At 44.5% G+C, this 17,496-nt stretch carries 15 protein-coding genes; 11 read left to right on the forward strand and 4 right to left on the reverse strand.

Annotation, left to right across the window (positions count from 1 at the left end):
- Nucleotides 1-24: 24 nt before the first annotated feature.
- Both IEZ33_RS01585 and IEZ33_RS01590 read right to left on the reverse strand, forming a co-directional pair.
- Nucleotides 25-1,002, reverse strand: a complete 978-nt coding sequence (locus IEZ33_RS01585) for an alpha-ketoacid dehydrogenase subunit beta (RefSeq protein ID WP_191601986.1) — start codon at nucleotides 1,000-1,002, stop codon at nucleotides 25-27.
- The gene (locus IEZ33_RS01590) at nucleotides 995-2,185 is read right to left on the reverse strand and encodes a thiamine pyrophosphate-dependent dehydrogenase E1 component subunit alpha (protein ID WP_191601987.1); all 1,191 of its coding nucleotides are present in this window, start codon (nucleotides 2,183-2,185) and stop codon (nucleotides 995-997) included. Before IEZ33_RS01590 ends, IEZ33_RS01585 begins: the two co-directional genes overlap by 8 nt.
- A gap of 395 nt (nucleotides 2,186-2,580) precedes the next feature.
- Here IEZ33_RS01590 and IEZ33_RS01595 point away from each other — a divergent pair, with 395 nt between their 5' ends.
- Nucleotides 2,581-2,967 (forward strand): DUF2306 domain-containing protein, encoded by a 387-nt coding sequence (locus IEZ33_RS01595; protein WP_191601988.1) that lies wholly within the window; start codon nucleotides 2,581-2,583, stop codon nucleotides 2,965-2,967.
- Nucleotides 2,968-3,073: 106 nt separating this feature from the next.
- Here the strand turns inward: IEZ33_RS01595 and IEZ33_RS01600 are convergent, their stop codons facing one another.
- Together IEZ33_RS01600 and IEZ33_RS01605 are read right to left on the reverse strand one after the other, a co-directional pair.
- Nucleotides 3,074-4,177: an ABC transporter ATP-binding protein gene (locus tag IEZ33_RS01600; RefSeq protein WP_191601989.1), complete on the reverse strand. Its 1,104-nt coding sequence runs from the start codon at nucleotides 4,175-4,177 to the stop codon at nucleotides 3,074-3,076.
- A gap of 7 nt (nucleotides 4,178-4,184) precedes the next feature.
- Nucleotides 4,185-4,979 (reverse strand): IclR family transcriptional regulator, encoded by a 795-nt coding sequence (locus IEZ33_RS01605; RefSeq protein ID WP_191601990.1) that lies wholly within the window; start codon nucleotides 4,977-4,979, stop codon nucleotides 4,185-4,187.
- A gap of 250 nt (nucleotides 4,980-5,229) precedes the next feature.
- Here IEZ33_RS01605 and IEZ33_RS01610 point away from each other — a divergent pair, with 250 nt between their 5' ends.
- The 10 genes from IEZ33_RS01610 (at nucleotide 5,230) to IEZ33_RS01655 (ending at nucleotide 17,396) form a co-directional block, all read left to right on the forward strand.
- The gene (locus IEZ33_RS01610; RefSeq protein ID WP_191601991.1) at nucleotides 5,230-6,105 is read left to right on the forward strand and encodes a carbohydrate ABC transporter permease; all 876 of its coding nucleotides are present in this window, start codon (nucleotides 5,230-5,232) and stop codon (nucleotides 6,103-6,105) included.
- Nucleotides 6,105-6,956 carry a carbohydrate ABC transporter permease gene (locus tag IEZ33_RS01615; RefSeq protein WP_191601992.1) on the forward strand — a complete coding sequence of 284 codons (852 nt, stop codon included), beginning with the start codon at nucleotides 6,105-6,107 and terminating at the stop codon, nucleotides 6,954-6,956. The genes IEZ33_RS01610 and IEZ33_RS01615 overlap by 1 nt, the downstream gene beginning before the upstream one ends.
- A 6-nt stretch (nucleotides 6,957-6,962) precedes the next feature.
- Entirely contained in the window at nucleotides 6,963-9,104 is a 2,142-nt protein-coding gene (locus IEZ33_RS01620; RefSeq protein WP_191601993.1) for an alpha-galactosidase, read from the forward strand.
- On the forward strand, nucleotides 9,105-10,841 hold the full coding sequence (locus tag IEZ33_RS01625) for an IlvD/Edd family dehydratase (RefSeq protein ID WP_191601994.1): 1,737 nt from the start codon (nucleotides 9,105-9,107) through the stop codon (nucleotides 10,839-10,841).
- Nucleotides 10,841-11,602, forward strand: coding sequence for an SDR family NAD(P)-dependent oxidoreductase (locus tag IEZ33_RS01630; RefSeq protein ID WP_191601995.1), 762 nt, complete (start codon nucleotides 10,841-10,843; stop codon nucleotides 11,600-11,602). The genes IEZ33_RS01625 and IEZ33_RS01630 overlap by 1 nt, the downstream gene beginning before the upstream one ends.
- Nucleotides 11,602-12,570 (forward strand): 2-dehydro-3-deoxygalactonokinase, encoded by a 969-nt coding sequence (locus tag IEZ33_RS01635; RefSeq protein ID WP_191601996.1) that lies wholly within the window; start codon nucleotides 11,602-11,604, stop codon nucleotides 12,568-12,570. Before IEZ33_RS01630 ends, IEZ33_RS01635 begins: the two co-directional genes overlap by 1 nt.
- On the forward strand, nucleotides 12,570-13,202 hold the full coding sequence (locus IEZ33_RS01640) for a 2-dehydro-3-deoxy-6-phosphogalactonate aldolase (protein WP_191601997.1): 633 nt from the start codon (nucleotides 12,570-12,572) through the stop codon (nucleotides 13,200-13,202). Before IEZ33_RS01635 ends, IEZ33_RS01640 begins: the two co-directional genes overlap by 1 nt.
- Nucleotides 13,202-14,074, forward strand: a complete 873-nt coding sequence (locus tag IEZ33_RS01645) for an SMP-30/gluconolactonase/LRE family protein (RefSeq protein ID WP_191601998.1) — start codon at nucleotides 13,202-13,204, stop codon at nucleotides 14,072-14,074. Before IEZ33_RS01640 ends, IEZ33_RS01645 begins: the two co-directional genes overlap by 1 nt.
- A 3-nt stretch (nucleotides 14,075-14,077) precedes the next feature.
- Nucleotides 14,078-16,093, forward strand: coding sequence for a beta-galactosidase (locus IEZ33_RS01650; RefSeq protein WP_191601999.1), 2,016 nt, complete (start codon nucleotides 14,078-14,080; stop codon nucleotides 16,091-16,093).
- Between the two features lie 79 nt (nucleotides 16,094-16,172).
- Nucleotides 16,173-17,396: an ABC transporter substrate-binding protein gene (locus IEZ33_RS01655; RefSeq protein WP_191602000.1), complete on the forward strand. Its 1,224-nt coding sequence runs from the start codon at nucleotides 16,173-16,175 to the stop codon at nucleotides 17,394-17,396.
- The last annotated feature ends 100 nt before the right edge of the window (nucleotides 17,397-17,496 follow it).

Below are 17,496 nucleotides of genomic sequence, written 5' to 3' on the forward strand. Positions count from 1 at the left end.
AGTTAAGAATTAAAAAAGCATGGGTTAAAAAGCCATGGATGCTTTGATGGCTTCATACGTTTTTAAATGATCTGGCATGTATTCCTTTTCTAGCGTGAGAGGGAAAGGCGTGTCTAATCCCGTTACCCGTACTATTGGAGATTCCAGATGGAGGAAACAGGTTTCTTGGATAGCGGCCGCAATTTCGGCACCGAATCCCGACGTTTTAGGTGCTTCATGGTTTATCAGTAGGCGTCCCGTTTTTGTAACCGATTGAGACACGGTTTCTCTATCCCATGGCAGCAAGGAACGAAGATCAATCACTTCACAGGATATGCCCTCTTTTTCAGCCATATCAGCCGCCATTTCGATGACGTCAACCTGAGCGCCCCAAGCCAGTAAGGTGATGTCTTTGCCCTCTCTTACAATATCGGCTTTACCAAGAGGCAGTTCGTAATCCTCATCAGGTACGTCACCAACGGATGAGCGGTAGAGTTTTTTGGGTTCAAAAAAGAGCACAGGGTTTGGATCACGAATTGACGCCAGCAATAAACCTTTTGCTTGCTCAGGGTTGCGAGGAACCACCACTTTTAGACCCGGTGTATGAGTGAAATAGGCTTCAGGTGATTGTGAGTGGTAGAGTCCACCGTTAATACCGCCACCATAAGGCGTTCGAATGGTTAACCCACCAACATTAAATTCATTGCCAGAACGATAGCGGAATTTTGCCGCTTCGTTCACGATTTGGTCAAACGCAGGGAAAATGTAATCCGCAAATTGGATTTCTGCAATGGCTGTCGTGCCTTGAGAGGCTAAACCATTAGCAAAGCCTAAAATACCTTGCTCGGTTAACGGTGTATTAAAACAGCGTGTTTTGCCGTGTTTCTCTTGTAACTTACTGGTCGCGCGAAATACGCCCCCAAAATGGCCAACGTCTTCACCAAAACAAAGCGCATTTGTATCCTTAGTCATGGCAATATCGAGTGCATTATTGATCGCTTGTAATAGATTCATTTTACTCATGACCAAACCTCCAAGATGATTTTTTATAGGATTCCGGATAACGTCGAATATGCTCTTCGAGATCGGCTTTCTGTTCTTCCAAATTCCAAGGGAGGGTGTCATAGACATCAGTAAAGAGATCATCTAATGGGGGAGGTGAGACTTTTTCGCCTTTTTTCATGGCGTCAACCACAGTTTGACGATGTTGCTGCTTCAGCGCTTCATCCTGCTCTTCATCCCACCAACCTTGAAGGATTAACCAACGCTTCATGCGGGTGACAGGGCATTTAATACGCCAAACATCTTCTTCTTCTTTGTTACGGTAACCACTTGGGTCGTCAGAACTTGAGTGGGCTCCGAGACGATACGTCATGGCTTCTATTAAGACAGGTTGGTGTTGTTCTACCGCCAACTTTCGAGCTTCTTGAGTGGCTTTTAATACAGCTAATACATCATTACCATCTACTCGAATGGTTTTCAGTCCATAGGCAACACCCCTAGGGGCAATGCCATCGCCTGCAAATTGTTCTTTAGAGGGTGTTGAAATGGCGTAACCATTATTACGGCAAAAGAAAATAACGGGCACCTTGTAAACCCCTGCCATGTTTAACGCGGCATGGAAGTCACCCTCGGAAGCGGCTCCCTCTCCAAAGTAGCAAATCACGCAGTTGGCTTTTGACTGGGCTTTTAATCCGTAAGCATAACCTGTGGCTTGGGGTAACTGAGTGGCTAATGGAGATGACACCGTCATGTAATGAAGCTTCTGTGAGCCATAGTGAATAGGCATTTGGCGACCTTTTCCCAAATCTTTCTCATTAGAAAAAATTTGATTCATAAACTGGTCTGGGGTAAATCCTCGAAAGGCAAGCGCTCCTTGTTCGCGATACTGAGCCATGATCATATCGTCATTTTTCAAGGCGGCTGTACTGCCGATGTCGGCGGCCTCTTCCCCCGTTTCAGTCATGTAAAAACTGATACGACCTTGACGCTGAGACGCTAACATTCGCTCATCTAGTGCACGTATAAAGAGGAAGGTATCGTATATCTTGAGTGCTAGAGTTTGATCGATATCAGGTAGCTCAGCACCTGGGTAGAGGTGTCCGTCTTCTTGAAGAATTCGCAAAGTCGGTAGGGTTAATGATGTACTGTCCGCAAATATAGGTCGATGCACGATCGGTGCATCTGTTTTGTGAATATCACTCATAATTGACCTTCTTGTTTTTATTATCATGTCTAGCGATTTTGTCGATAGCATAAGTGTAGTACTGTAGGATCACCGTAGTACCTTCTTTGAATGTAATGCTTAATTGAGGTGTTTGTAAAGTTCCCTGATGTAAAGACAGGTTAATTTTTCAACGAGAGAGTCTAAAGAAGTAGACAGCAAAATAAGGGTTTCAAATGCAAAATTAGTAAAATCAAACGGTTATAAAACAGCATAACGAGACATAAAATTCACACCTTTTATGATAATAGTGTAAAAATATAGGCTGTATTTAAGATAGAATTAGAGTACGTGTAAATATTAATGAAATAAAACTAATTGATTCAAATGATAGTTAGTTTTTTACTATTGTCTGTCATAAGACTAGGGAAAGATCAATGACGTATATGTATTTGGCTTATTTTCACCTGGCAACTGTTCTACCTGCTTTTTTCATTGGTACCTATTTATTGATACGCCGTAAAGGGACACCAATACATAAGATTCTTGGACAAGCTTACATGCTACTTATGCTGATTTCAGCCATCACTTCATTGTTTATGGAGGCACGTATTGGGTGGCAGGTATTAGGTCATTTTGGTCCCATTCATTTGTTTAGTTTGCTGGTTTTATACCTAGTTCCAACCGCCTATATTGCGGCTCGAACAGGCAATATTAAACGCCATAAAAGCAATATGATTGGACTCTATTTAGGTGGGTTACTCATCGCGGGCAGCTTTGCTTTCATGCCTGGCCGTTTATTACATGGGTGGTTATTTAGTTAAGCGTTTGTGTTTGGTTCTTTTGGGTTGAATACACCACCGCTCTCAAGTGCGTAATGAGTTGGATACTGAGAAGCCGTGGTTATCTTTGGTATTCTTTAACGCTATATTATCGGGTTGGTACTGGTCTTTGAACCAATGCTTGGCCTTTACTGTTAAATAAGTAGCAGTCTGATAACGTAGCACCAATTTTTAGCACATCACCATGACGGCTTAAGTCTTGACCCGAAACTTCAATGGTTAGGCTTTGTCCATGGCAGCTACCGTATAAGTAACTTAATCCTCCTAGGTGTTCCGCCACATCGATTTCAATATCAAGGGCAATGCCTGACTCTTCATTGAATGGCGTTAAATGCTCGGGTCTAAGACCTAAGGAAACTTTTTCGTTTACAGAAACCTGCGTTGTATCGGCTTTTAATTTAATCTGCTGACCGGCCACTTCGATGGTGATCCTATCGGCATTATCGATTGCGGTTACCTTAGCTTCCATAAAATTCATACGGGGCGACCCCATAAAACCGGCCACAAATTCATTTGCTGGGTTATGATAAAGTGCCATCGGAGAGCCAACCTGCTCTATATTACCAGCACGTAGGACGACAATTTTGTCCGCGAGTGTCATGGCTTCAACTTGGTCGTGAGTAACATAAACCATCGTTGCAGAAAGCTGATTATGCAATTTCGCTATTTGTACTCGCATATCAACACGCAGTTCGGCGTCTAGGTTGGATAGCGGCTCATCAAATAAAAATACTTTTGGTTCACGAACAATCGCGCGACCAATGGCAACACGTTGACGTTGACCACCAGAAAGCTGCTTCGGTTTACGATCAAGAAGAGGGCCTAATTGAAGAATATCGGCCGCATGAGAGACTCGTTTCTTAATAACTTCAGGGTCTCCTCCTGTCATACGAAGGCCAAAACTCATATTCTCTTCGACCGTCATATGAGGATAAAGAGCATAGGATTGGAATACCATGGCGACACCGCGATCCGCTGGAGCAACGTCATTCATGTTTTGTCCATCAATTTCAAGGGTGCCGTCAGTAATCTCTTCTAAGCCAGCAATCAAACGCAATAGAGTGGATTTACCACAGCCTGATGGGCCGACGAAAACGACAAACTCACCGTCTTCTAAATCTAGATTTACCCCATGAATGGTTTCGATATCGTGAAAGCGTTTAATGACATTTGTTAGTTTTATGGTCGCCATAATAATCTCAGTCCTGATTTTTAGTGAGAGGCTGTGCCCCCATTCTTGATGATATTTCCGCGCAGGCTTCTTTTATGCGCTGTTGGAAATGTAGGAAACGATCTTCATCTACTCGAAATGCTGGTGCCGTAATGCTTAGGGCTGCAATCGGTTCATTACGATAGTTGAAGATAGTGGAAGCGGCACATTGAATGCCTTCTTCATGCTCTTGTAAGTCAAGTGAGATACCTGACTTTCTAATGCGAATTAAATCTTCTCTGAGTTTTTCTTCGCTATTAAGGGTTGTCTCTGTGTGCTTAATAAAGCGTTGAGTCGCGATAATTTCTTGTAACTGTGCTTCAGGTAAAAAAGCGGCTAATGCCTTACCGACACCCGTACAATAAACGGGCCCTTTTTTTCCGACAGCGGAAAACAAACGCAAACTTTTTTGACTTTCCAGTTTGTCAATATAGATAACATCCCCGCGATCTAAGACCGCTAAGTGAATGGTTTCTCCCGTTTCTTTCCACAGTTCACGCATTTGATCTGCGGCGATATCGCGTATATCTAAGGTAGACCAGGCTTTATGAGCGAGTTCTAACAAGCCGTAGCCAGGGTGATACAGCTGAGAATGATCGTCTAAACGAACGAGGCCTTCGTCTGTCAAGGTAGACAGGATTCTATGTGTCGTTGCTTTAGGTAATTCGGAGCGTTCCACTAAGTCGGCAAATCTAAGAGGTGTATTCGTGCAACAAACCTCTTTTAATATTGTTAGTGCTTTACTGAGTGACGAACCACCACTTTTGGTATTGGTTTCAGTCATGTACGTCTCCTATTTGTCACTGTCTAAGAAAGGGTATGGCCTCATTTTCTCATGTATTTATTGGAAATACATAAGAGATGTGGTGACACAGTCCACTAAAACTACCCAAATACAGTTATTAGCCATTTGTTATTTTTTATTTGTTGCAAAAATCGAAACTATGTTCCATTATTTTATAGTCTGATGTGGCTGTCAAGCAGAGCACGCATTTAAATACATAAAACAAATAAGAATAAGAGGTGGTAGGGCCATGCAGAAAATGCATAGCAAACAGCAAAAGTGGATGCCGATGCTCTTTTTAGCGCCAGCGGTTATCATGTTTTCTGTTTATGTCATTTTGCCCATCGTACAGAGCATTTTGCTCAGCTTGTATGAATGGGATGGGTTAGGTGAAAAAACCTTTATTGGCTTAGATAACTACATTGAGTTATTTGCCGACGAACAATTTTGGGTGGCACTAAAAAACAATATTTATTGGATGGTTTTTTATATGCTTGCCCCTCCTTTGGGTTTAGCAATCGCATTATTTTTGAATCAAAAAGTAATGGGTATACGTCTTGTTAAGTCTATGTTTTTCTTTCCTTTTGTGATTTCGCAAGTCGTTATTGGCTTGGTGTTTTCATGGTTCTATGATCCAACGTACGGCCTTTTTAATATTGTTTGGACAGGTATGGGATTTGAGCCTGTGGCCATTCTGTCTGATGAGAACTGGGTTACCTTTGGCATTATCGCGGCAGGTCTTTGGCCTCAGATTGCCTATTGCATGATCTTATATCTCACAGGGTTAAATAACCTCAGTCCAGATCAAATAGAAGCGGCTCGGTTGGATGGTGCTCATGGTTGGAAAATGTTGTGGCACGTTATTTTACCGCAACTTCGCCCCGCAACCTTTATCGCTATTGTTGTGACTGTCATAGGCGCTCTGCGCAGTTTCGACTTGGTGGCGACCATGACTGGCGGTGGACCATTCGGTAGCTCTAATGTATTGGCGTATTTCATGTACGAGCAGTCGATCTTTAATTATCGTGCTGGCTATGGTGCCGCCATTGCTACTGTATTGTTCTTGATTATGGATATTTATATTGCCTACTTCTTGTGGCGCATGCTGAAGAGTGAGAAAGCCTAATGTTTCCTACACCAATTGAAAAATTATCGGCCCCAGCAAACATCAGTTACCGAGTGGCTATATGGATCGCCTTATTATTGTGGTTATTGCCTATGGCCGCGGTGCTATTAACCTCCGCGAGATCGGTTGCAGACATCAATGCGGGTAACTATTGGGGCATTCCCAGTGAATGGATGATCATTGAAAACTACGTTCAGGTTTTTCAAGCGACTCCCATGGCTAAGTATTTAATGAATTCTATTTTGATTACCGTACCTGCGGTGGCTGGAGCCGTGGCTTTATCTACGCTTGCGGGTTATTCCTTGGCTAAATTCAAGTTCAAGGGGTCTGTCGCTCTGTTTGCAACCTTTATTGCTGGTAACTTTGTACCATTCCAGATCTTAATGATTCCTGTACGTGATTTGACCATTGATATGGGTCTGTATGATTCTGCAACCGGTTTAATCCTGTTCCATATCGCCTTCCAGACTGGGTTTTGTACCTTGTTTATGCGTAACTTCATTGTTGCTCTGCCTGATGAATTAATTGAAGCGGCTAGAGTGGAAGGTGTCAGTGAATGGAAGATCTTTTGGTATGTTGTTTTGCCATTGGTTCGTCCAGCATTGGCGGCCTTGTCGGTATTGATTTTTACCTTTATCTGGAATGACTATTTCTGGGCATTAGTGCTGGTTCAAAGTGATGAAGTTCGCCCTATAACCGCCGGTATTAGTGCGCTTAAAGGCCAGTGGTTAGCCTCTTGGCAACTTATCTCAGCAGGTTCTATTATCGCGGCACTGCCACCTGTAGTGCTTTTCTTTGCGATGCAAAAACATTTCATTGCAGGCTTAACGCTTGGCGCAACGAAGGGGTAATACACAATGACAGCATTGGCAAACACTGGGTTTTATCGACAGGATAAAGCCGGTAAAACATTGATATTAGCTTGTCCAGAAAAGGGGGCGCCTGAATTGGTGTACTTTGGTCTGGCGCTGCCATTCGATACACCGTCGGAAAATGTGTATCTTGCTATGCAATCAGGTGTACCACAAGCCATGCTTGAGGAGCCGCCTAGATTGAGTTTATTACCAGAAGCGGGGCGTGGCTGGTTGCAATCCCCCGCCGTTGAGGTGACTGCGTTAGATAGACCCACGTGGGCGGCTGTCTGGTCTCTTGATAAGGTGGTGGAACAGAACCTCGGTTTTAGTGTGTATTTGAGTGATGCCGTGGCTGAGTTGGCTGTCTGTCTTAATATTGCGCTGTTAGAGTCGGGCGTTCTGTCTCAAAAAATCACCTTAACAAATAACGGCACCACCCAGATGAATGTAGAGCGTTTAGCTTGCACTCTACCTGTGCCTGAGTACTTTACTGAACGCATGGGCTTTTATGGTCGTTGGTGCCAAGAGTTTCAGCAAGAACGTTCTAGCTGGCAATCCACCTGGTTGCAAGAAAATCGCCAAGGGCGGAATTCACATGCGAATTTTCCTTGCGTTATCGTCGGTGAGGAGGGCTTTGACGAACTCAAGGGTACTGTCATTGGGGCTCATCTTGCGTGGTCAGGTAACCATAGAATAAAAGCCGATTACACCATTTTAGGGCATCGATTTATTCAAGCCGAAGCCTTGTATCTTCCTGGGGAAATGGTGCTTCAACCGAACGCTTCTATAAGCACCCCTGAGTTTCTAGCGAGTGTCAGTGATCAAGGCTTGAATGCAATGAGTCAGGCTTTTCACCGGGAAGCACGTACTCGGTTACAGCTTTCGAAGCCAAGACCGGTACATTTAAATACGTGGGAAGCCTTTTACTTTGAACACGATCTTGAGTCGTTAAAAGCGCTTGCGGATGCGGCGGCAGAAGTAGGGGTGGAGCGTTATATCCTAGATGATGGGTGGTTTAAAGGTCGGGATCACGATCAGGCCGCCTTAGGGGATTGGTTTGTCGATAACAAAAAATACCCAGATGGGTTAATGCCTCTAATACAACATGTAAAAGACCTAGGTATGGAGTTCGGGCTTTGGTTTGAGCCAGAGATGCTGAACCCTGATTCGGATTTATTCAGAGATCATCCTGAGTGGGCGTTACAGCTACCGCAATATGAGGCGGTGTTAGGTCGTTATCAATTGGTACTTAACCTAGCGAATCCAGACGCTTATGCCTACATTCGCGAACGTTTATTGAGTCTGTTATCGGAATACCCTATTGATTATATTAAATGGGATATGAACCGAGAATATACGCAGCCAGGTAGTGATATTCATCCTGAAGCGCATGCACAGGTTCTGGCGTTATACGGTTTGCTAAAAGAAATAAATGATGCTTTTCCTCAATTAGAAATTGAAAGTTGTGCTTCTGGTGGCGCACGCGTTGATTTTGGCATTTTAAATTATACCAAGCGGTTTTGGGCTTCCGATTGTAACGATGCTTTGGAGCGCAGCGTTATCCAACGGGGTTTTAGCTATTTTTTTCCACCGGAAGTGATGGGGGCTCACATTGGCCCAGATCAAAGTCATACAACCAGCCGAAAGCACGATGTGACTTTTCGAGCGGGCACTGCCATGTTGGGTCATTTAGGGATTGAATGGAACTTGCTGGAGGCCAACCAGGAACAGAAGCAGACATTACGCCGTTGGTTATCCCATTATAAAGCCTTAAGAAATATTTCTCATACAGGACGCAATTGGCGATTGCCCAGTGCCGATGGCCGAGCACAAACTCAATGGGCTTTAAATCAAGACGGTGTAGCGGGTTTTGCTGTCTATTCGCAGTTGGCTATGCCTAAACAAGCGCAGCCGTTACCGGTTCGTTTCCCTGGATTAATTGCCGAACAAACTTATGAAATAACCATTTTAGAGCACAGTGCTTTGGGAGGGCATTTGATGAAAACACCCCCTTCATGGTGGGGGCAGTCTTTGACATTAAATGGAGCCACCTTGAGTAATATCGGTTTGCAGTTACCTATTATTGATCCCGAAGCGCTTATCTTGCTGACTATTCAAGCCGTTTCGGCTACGGAGAAAAATTAAATGACAGATCCAAAAGACACAAAAAAGAAAGCACTACGTAGCCAACAATGGTATGGAAAACTCGATAAAGATGGTTTTATTCACCGTAGTTGGATGAAAAATCAAGGGTACCCAGACCATAGTTTTGATGGTCGTCCAATCATTGGTATTTGTAATTCTTGGAGTGAGCTTACGCCTTGTAATGCCCATTTACGCGAATTGGCGGAATACGTTAAACGTGGTGTTTGGGAAGCGGGTGGTGTGCCTTTAGAGTTCCCAGTTATGTCTCTTGGGGAAACTCAAATGAAGCCGACGGCCATGTTGTTTCGTAACTTAATGAGTATGGACGTGGAAGAGTCCATGCGTGCGTATGGCATGGACGGTGTGGTCCTTTTAGGCGGTTGTGATAAAACCACACCGGCGCAGTTGATGGGCGCGTGTTCGGTTGATTTACCCACTATTGTTGTGTCGTCTGGCCCCATGCTGAATGGTAAATATCGTGGCAAAGATATTGGTTCCGGAACGGATGTTTGGAAGTTCAGTGAAGCGGTTCGCGGTGGCAAAATGTCATTAGATGAGTTTATGAGAGCGGAGTCGGGAATGTCTCGATCTCGAGGCACTTGTATGACAATGGGAACGGCCTCAACGATGTCTTGTTTAGTGGAAGCGTTAGGTATGTCGTTACCAGAAAACGGTACCTTGCCTGCGGTGGATGCTCGCCGTCAAGCGCTTGCCCATTTAACTGGCTCTCGTATTGTAGAGATGGTGAAAGAAGATTTAAAACCGTCAGATATCTTAACTAAATCGGCGTTTGAAAATGCCATTCGTGCCAATGCGGCGATTGGGGGATCGACGAATGCGGTTGTGCATTTGCTGGCCATTGCCGGGCGGATTGGTGTTGATCTGACATTGGAAGATTGGGATCGTATCGGTGCTGAAATCCCATGTTTAGTGAATCTCATGCCATCCGGACAGTATCTAATGGAAGATTTTCATTATGCCGGCGGTTTTCCCGCATTGATTCAGCGTCTAAGCCATGAATTTGATATGTCAGCGAATACGGTCCTGGGAGAAAGCCTAGGAGCGATTACAGAAGGCGCGGAATGTTTTAATGAAGACGTCATTTTACCATTAGATAAGCCACTACGTAAAAACGCAGGGATTGCTGTTTTACGTGGCAATTTATCGCCTCAAGGCGCGATTATTAAACCCAGTGCGGCAACGCCTGCGTTATTACAACATACAGGGAAAGCGGTTGTCTTTGAAAATATTGAAGATTATAAAGCGCGTATTGATACCGCAGAACTAGAGGTCGATAAAGACTCTATTTTGGTGCTAAAAGGATGCGGTCCAAAAGGGTATCCCGGTATGCCTGAGGTTGGCAATATGGCCTTACCAAGTAAGCTACTGGAACAAGGGGTTACGGATATGGTTCGTATCAGTGATGCTCGAATGAGTGGGACGGCTTTTGGTACCGTGGTTTTGCACGTGGCTCCAGAATCGACTGTGGGTGGCCCTTTAGCACTGGTACAGAACGGTGATGAAATCACTCTCGATGTGGATGGTCGTGGTTTGCATTTGCATATATCGGATGAAGAAATGGCACGCCGTAAAGCGGCTTGGATACCAGAAGAAAGTGAATATAAACGTGGTTATGCCAAATTGTATATTGATCATGTTATGCAAGCCGATGAGGGGGCCGATCTTGATTTCCTAGTGGGTAGCAGTGGTTCAACGGTTAGTAGGGAGTCTCACTAATGACAGATACGACGTATTCTAGTCTTGTTGGGCGTCATGCGCTCGTGACTGGAGGAGCATCCGGAATCGGTGAAGCCATAGTGAGATCTCTTGCTCAGCAAGGATGCCTTGTTAGCTTCTTTGACATTGATAAAAGCGCCGGGGAAGCCTTAACGAATGAATTATCGCAGCAAGGTTTACAGACGCATTTTAGCGATGTGGATTTAACCGATATCGAGACCTTACAGAAGAGCATTCACATTCGTATGGCTGAGTGGGGGGCGATACGAGTTTTAGTGAATAATGCCGCTAATGATCATCGTCATACTTTATCCAGTATGACGGCAGAGCAGTTTGATGCCTGCATGTCGGTGAACTTAAAACATCATGTGTTTGCCGCGCAGACAGTGGCTCCTGCCATGGCGAAAGCAGGGGGAGGTAGCATTATTAATATGAGTTCTAACTCTTGGTTATTAGGGTTAGAGGGGTATCCGGGTTATGTGACGGCAAAAGCGGCTATTTCAGGCTTAACAAAAGCGTTAGCTCGTGAATTAGGTCGAGATAAAATACGTGTAAATACGGTTTTGCCGGGTTGGGTTATGACAGAAAAGCAAAAACAATTGTGGCTGACTCCTGAAGCGGAGGCTGAGTTGATGCAGCAACAAGCGTTGAAGGAAAAAATGCAGCCTTCTGATGTGGCTGATTTAATTCTGTTTTTGGGCTCTGAAGATAGTCGGATGATTACAGGGCAAAACTTAGTTGTTGACGGAGGGCGTGTCTAATGGATTTATCTGAAAATAGCCGTCCGTTGTTTATTGCCATCGACTGGGGGACGACAAATTTACGTGCCTTTTTAGTGGATAAAAATGGCAACATTCAAGCACAAAAACAAAATGAAAGTGGCATGCTGTCACTGAATAGTGATGAGTTTGAAAATGTCTTAAAAACCTTGTTAGAGGATTGGTTACGTCCCGATTTGCCCGTGTATATGGCTGGTATGGTAGGCAGTCGAGGTGGTTGGCAAGAAGTACCTTATCAGTCCTGTCCTATAGCACTGTCGTCTTTAGCCGATCACCTCCAATGGCTAACCACTAAATTACCCTGCCCAGTGGCCATTGTTCCAGGTATCCAAGGGTTAGGTATTCATGGATATCATGATGTCATTCGAGGTGAAGAAACTCAGCTATTGGGTGCATTAGATTGGCTGGCATCACAGGGGCGAGAAGGAGAAGATCCTCTGTGTTGCATGCCAGGAACCCATTGCAAATGGGTGCAGATTGAAGACGGAGGCATACAGCAGTTTTCTACCACACTGTCTGGAGAAATTTTCGCACGCTTAAACGACGACTCTAGTTTGGTGAAAGGTCTACCTTCTTCTGATGTATTTCATACAGATGCGTTTAATAAAGGGGTTGCAACCAGCTTAACCATGGGCGGGTTTTTACATCATTTATTTAGTACTCGTAGTCGCGTTGTATGTGGTGAGTTAACGGCGGAAGAAGGAAGGGACTATTTATCTGGAGTGGTTATTGGTACCGATGTTAAGGATATTTTATCTGCCTTACAGCCTAGTCAAAAAAGTGTTCTCTTAATTGGCAGTCATAATTTAAGTGAGCGTTATGCTCTTGCCTTAGCGGCTCATGGATTGCGCAGTGAGTTTTTAGATGCCAGCGACGCCAGTATACGAGGTTTGAAGTATATGGCGGCGAATCACCAACATTCTTTACCCTTAACAGGAGTGGCAAATTGATGACACATTCTTTTGACGCAATGATGCAAGAACTTCCAATGGTGGCCATTATGCGAGGCATTGAGCCAAGCGAAGTGCTAGATCATGGTCGAGTCCTGATTGAAGCGGGCTTTCGGATAATAGAGGTGCCATTAAATTCGCCGAATCCATTTGAAAGTATTCGCCTTTTGCAAGAGGCTTATGGAGAAAACACGCTGATCGGTGCGGGTACTGTTTTGACTATGGAGCAGTTGGCACAGTTAATCGCAACGGGAGCAGGTTTGATGGTGGCTCCTCATACGGATCCAGAGATCATTCGCGCCGCCAAGGCCGCAGGTTTATACACTATGCCAGGGTTCTTTACCGTGACGGAAGCCTTTGCGGCTATTCACGCTGGTGCTGATGCGTTAAAAATATTTCCAGCCGAAGCCTTACCTTCTTTAAAAGTGATTTCAGCCATGGGAGCCGTGGTGCCAAAAGAAGTTCGTTTATGCCCAGTGGGAGGCGTATCACCTGATAATGTGGGTGATTATCTTGATGCTGGTGCGCGAGGGTTTGGTTTAGGCTCCGCTCTGTATAAAAAAGGACAATCTGTCGAGCAAACTCGCCTAAATGCTTTGGCGTTTTCCGCGGCGTGGAAAGAGAGATCATAATGACGACAACCGTAACTCAAATCAGCCAGCAACGACATCATTTGGCCGAAGGTCCTTTTTGGAGTGAGGCGGAACAATCCCTGTATTGGGTAGATATCCCTGCTTGCCAAGTTTGGTGTTGGAATCAAACAACGGGGCAATACACCCATTGGACGCTTCCCCAAAAAGTATCGGCCGTGTTTACGACACAAAGTAATCGGTTGTTGGTTACTCTCGCCGACGGTGTGGCGTATTTAGATAAAGAGACAGGCGTCTTAGCGTACTTGTGTAAACTGGACGAGGATATCCCTGGTAACCGCAGTAATGATGCTAAGTGTGATGCTAACGGGCACTTATGGGTTGGCACTATGGATGATGCAGAAACCTCACTGACGGGGAGGCTTTGGAAAGTCTTGGCAACAGGTGAAAAGCAAAAAATGCTCGATGGTATTGGTATTGCAAATACTCTGGCTTGGGATGAAAGTCGAGATGTGTTTTATTTTGGTGATTCTATGAAAGGGGCAGTACATGCGTTTTCATCCGCTGAATTTACAGACATAAGAGACCAAGAGGCTTTTCTGAAAACGCCGGCAGGTATGGGTCCTGATGGATCGGCTATTGATGTTGAGGGGTGTCTTTGGAATGCGCAATGGGATGGCTTTCGCGTTGTACGTTATAGCCCACTAGGTGAGATATTGCAGGTTATAGAGCTGCCTTTTGCAAAACCGACCAGTTGTGCCTTTGGTGGTGCTAACGGAAACACTTTATTTATTACGTCTGCCAGTGTCGATACGAATGAGACAGAGTTGAGGGCATCGCCTTTAGCTGGGCATGTTGTGGCCATCGAGGTGGATGTTGCTGGCGCACCTGGACAGCCGTTTGCGGGAGCATAGAAAATGAAATTAGGTGTCTGTTATTACCCTGAGCACTGGCCCAAAGAAAGGTGGGTTCAAGATGCACAAGAGATGAAAAAAATTGGTATCGAATACGTTCGAATAGGAGAATTTAGCTGGAGCACGATAGAAGCCGAGCCCGAGGTATTTAATTGGCGTTGGTTGGATGAGTCGCTGGCGGTGCTGCATGAACATGGGTTAAAGGTGATCTTGGGAACGCCAACCGCCACTCCGCCTAAATGGTTGGTGGATAAGTACCCTTCCATGCTGGCGAAAGATGAACAGGGTCGTGTTAGAGGATTCGGTTCGCGCCGCCATTATACCTTTGCCAGTTTGGAATATCGGGAGGAATGTCGTCGAATTGTAACCATGATGGCTGAACGTTACGGTCAGCATCCCGCGATTGTTTCATGGCAAACGGATAATGAATTTGGGTGCCATGATACGATTCTAAGTTATGGAACTGAGGATTTGCGTGCTTTTCGTCTTTGGTTGGCGGAAAAATACCAAAGTATTGAGGCGCTAAATAAAGCATGGGGAAATGTTTTTTGGAGCATGGATTATCGCTCTTTTGATGAAGTTGAACTCCCCAACCTCACTGTAACGGAAGCCAATCCTTCTCATCGTTTGGATTTTCAACGATGCTGTTCTGATCAAGTGGTCGCGTACAATCGCTTACAAGTCGACATTTTAAGACAGTATGCAAACGGTCGTGATCTTGTGCATAACTATATGGGCTTTTTCACCGCTTTTGATCACCATAAAGTGGGTGAAGACTTAGATGTTGCCAGTTGGGATACTTATCCTTTAGGTTTTCTTGATCAAGAAGACATTTACACTGCAACAGAGAAACATGAATACCTTCGAACAGGCCATCCTGATTTTGGTGCTTTTCATCACGACTTATATCGAGGTTGTGGTAAAGGCCGCTTATGGATTATGGAGCAACAGCCAGGCCCGGTGAATTGGGCTCCCCATAACCCGTCCCCAGCGGATGGTGCTGTCCGTTTATGGACATGGGAGGCTTTCTCCCATGGGGCTGAAATGGTGTCTTATTTTCGCTGGCGACAAGCGCCATTTGCGCAAGAACAAATGCACGCTGGTTTGCTGAGGCCGAATGGAGAGCATGCTGAAGCGGCCATAGAAGCGGAACAGGTTGCGACGGAAGTTAAGCGTTTAGCGAGTGAGTTAGGGGTGGATGTAGACGCTTTAGTGTCTTTACCGAGCGCTGGCTCGGTGGCCTTAATGTTTGATTATGATGCTTGCTGGTCTTTGGATATACAGCCTCAATCCAAAGCATATCGTTATCTGTTCTGGTGCTATCGAATGTATGAAGCATTGAGAGAACTCGGCTTAAGTGTGGATATTATTTCTTCTAAGGCGGAGTTCGACCATTATCAGATGTTGGTCTTACCGGCACAATCTTATGTGTCCCCAGAGCTAACAAGTCGTCTTGAAAGCTATAAAGGGGTTTTATTAGTGGGCCCTAGATCTGGTAGTAAGACAGAAAGCTATCAGATACCTGAAAATTTACCTCCAGGTCCGTTGGCGAAACTGTTGCCGTTGACGGTTGAACGTGTTGATGCTTTGCCTGAACACATGCCGTTGCAAGTGAATGGTCTCTGGGGTGAAGGCATACTGAAGCACTGGCATGAGCAATTTAAAACAGAATGGCCTGTGCTGTTGCAAGATAGCGCGGGTGATCCTGTATTAGTTGGTAGTGGTCAACGTTATTACCTTGGTTCTTGCGTTGACAATAAGGTATTGAAGGCAAGCCTGACTCGGCTAGCTGAAAAAGCCAATCTAGCGCCTTACTTCCTTCCTAAAGGGGTACGTATTCGACAAAGGGGAGATCTTATTTTTGCCTTTAACTACAGTTCAATACCTCAAGTTTTCCGTCCAACGAAGGCTTTGCCTTTAATTGGAGGTGCGAAATTAGCGCCGTGTGGTGTGGCCGTTTGGAACAAAGAGCAAGAGAAGAACAAAAAACAGTCAAAAAATGGCATTAATTGCTTTTGATTTGTTGACGAAAACCATTTTCTGATTAATACTGAAACTAAGTTCCATTTTAACAAGAAGAAGAGAGGACTCCTAAAGCATGAAAAAAATTCAATCTTTGATCGTAGGTACCGTGTTAGCAACAATGATGGCATCAGCGCAAGCAGGCACATTAGTTATTAACTCTGACCAAGCGGATCCAGCACCCAAAAAAGCATTTGAAGAAATTGTGACTAAATTCAAAGCTGAGAACCCTGACGTAGAAGTGAAATATAACCTATACGATAAAGAAGGCTATAAAACCGCGATTCGTAACTGGTTAGCCACATCACCACCAGATCTTGTGTTTTGGTATGCGGGTAACCGTATGAAAACATTTGTGGAACGTGGGCTTCTAGAAGACGTTAGTGATCTCTGGGATGAGGAAAAATTACACGATGTAATGCCGACAGCAAAACCCGCGATGACGATTGACGATAAGCAATGGGGTGTTCCATATACCTATTATCAATGGGGTGTTTACTATCGCAAAGATATCTTTGAACAATACGGCCTTACTGAACCAAAAACGTGGGATGAGTTTTTAGCGGCGAGTGCGACATTGAAAGCCAATGATATCGCTCCAGTATCGATTGGTACAAAGTATCTTTGGACTGCGGCGGGTTGGTTTGATTATATCAATATGCGTACAAACGGTTTGAAGTTCCATATTGATTTGATGGACGGCAAAATTCCTTATACAGATGATCGTGTTCGCAAGACATTTGAAAATTGGAAACAAATGGTTGAACCAGGTTACTATCTAGAAAACCATGCGTCTTATTCTTGGCAAGAAGCGCAGCCATTTATGTACAACGGTAAAGCGGCGATGTACCTAATTGGTAACTTTATTACACCAAACTTTCCTGCTGAATTAGACGGTAAAATGGGCTTCTTCCAATTCCCAATAATCGACCCTGCTGTCGATGTAGCCGAAGATGCACCAATGGATACCATCCATATACCAGCTAAGGCAAATAATAAAGAAGATGCTCGTAAGTTCTTGAGATTTATGGCAAGAGCCGAGAACCAAACGTTGGTTAACAAAGCCTTGTTACAAATTCCTCCTCATAAAGACGCTCAAGCACCGGATAACTATTTCTTAAATAAAGGTGTGAAAATGTTAAATGAAGCGGATGGTACGGCGCAATTCTATGATAGAGATACCAACCCAAATATGGCGAAAGAAGGCATGAAAGGTTTTCAAGAGTTTATGGTTAAACCTGAGCGCTTAGATGCTATTTTAAAACGTCTAGAAAAAGTGCGCCAACGTACTTTTAAATAACGCATATTTAGCTTTTTCAATAATTTAGACCTGATTCTGGTGCTTTTCTGGAATCAGGTTATTTACATTGAGTTACTCTGCCCACTTCATCTATAGAGCG

It is taken from the genome of Marinomonas algicola (assembly GCF_014805825.1).
Classification (GTDB): Bacteria; Pseudomonadota; Gammaproteobacteria; order Pseudomonadales; family Marinomonadaceae; genus Marinomonas; species Marinomonas algicola.

Bases quoted from the DNA above. Each gene is read 5' to 3' on its own strand.
- IEZ33_RS01585 (WP_191601986.1), bottom strand. From the start codon at position 1,002: ATGAGTAAAATGAATCTATTACAAGCGATCAATAATGCACTCGATATT.
- IEZ33_RS01590 (WP_191601987.1), bottom strand. From the start codon at position 2,185: ATGAGTGATATTCACAAAACAGATGCACCGATCGTGCATCGACCTATA.
- IEZ33_RS01595 (WP_191601988.1), top strand. From the start codon at position 2,581: ATGACGTATATGTATTTGGCTTATTTTCACCTGGCAACTGTTCTACCT.
- IEZ33_RS01600 (WP_191601989.1), bottom strand. From the start codon at position 4,177: ATGGCGACCATAAAACTAACAAATGTCATTAAACGCTTTCACGATATC.
- IEZ33_RS01605 (WP_191601990.1), bottom strand. From the start codon at position 4,979: ATGACTGAAACCAATACCAAAAGTGGTGGTTCGTCACTCAGTAAAGCA.
- IEZ33_RS01610 (WP_191601991.1), top strand. From the start codon at position 5,230: ATGCAGAAAATGCATAGCAAACAGCAAAAGTGGATGCCGATGCTCTTT.
- IEZ33_RS01615 (WP_191601992.1), top strand. From the start codon at position 6,105: ATGTTTCCTACACCAATTGAAAAATTATCGGCCCCAGCAAACATCAGT.
- IEZ33_RS01620 (WP_191601993.1), top strand. From the start codon at position 6,963: ATGACAGCATTGGCAAACACTGGGTTTTATCGACAGGATAAAGCCGGT.
- IEZ33_RS01625 (WP_191601994.1), top strand. From the start codon at position 9,105: ATGACAGATCCAAAAGACACAAAAAAGAAAGCACTACGTAGCCAACAA.
- IEZ33_RS01630 (WP_191601995.1), top strand. From the start codon at position 10,841: ATGACAGATACGACGTATTCTAGTCTTGTTGGGCGTCATGCGCTCGTG.
- IEZ33_RS01635 (WP_191601996.1), top strand. From the start codon at position 11,602: ATGGATTTATCTGAAAATAGCCGTCCGTTGTTTATTGCCATCGACTGG.
- IEZ33_RS01640 (WP_191601997.1), top strand. From the start codon at position 12,570: ATGACACATTCTTTTGACGCAATGATGCAAGAACTTCCAATGGTGGCC.
- IEZ33_RS01645 (WP_191601998.1), top strand. From the start codon at position 13,202: ATGACGACAACCGTAACTCAAATCAGCCAGCAACGACATCATTTGGCC.
- IEZ33_RS01650 (WP_191601999.1), top strand. From the start codon at position 14,078: ATGAAATTAGGTGTCTGTTATTACCCTGAGCACTGGCCCAAAGAAAGG.
- IEZ33_RS01655 (WP_191602000.1), top strand. From the start codon at position 16,173: ATGAAAAAAATTCAATCTTTGATCGTAGGTACCGTGTTAGCAACAATG.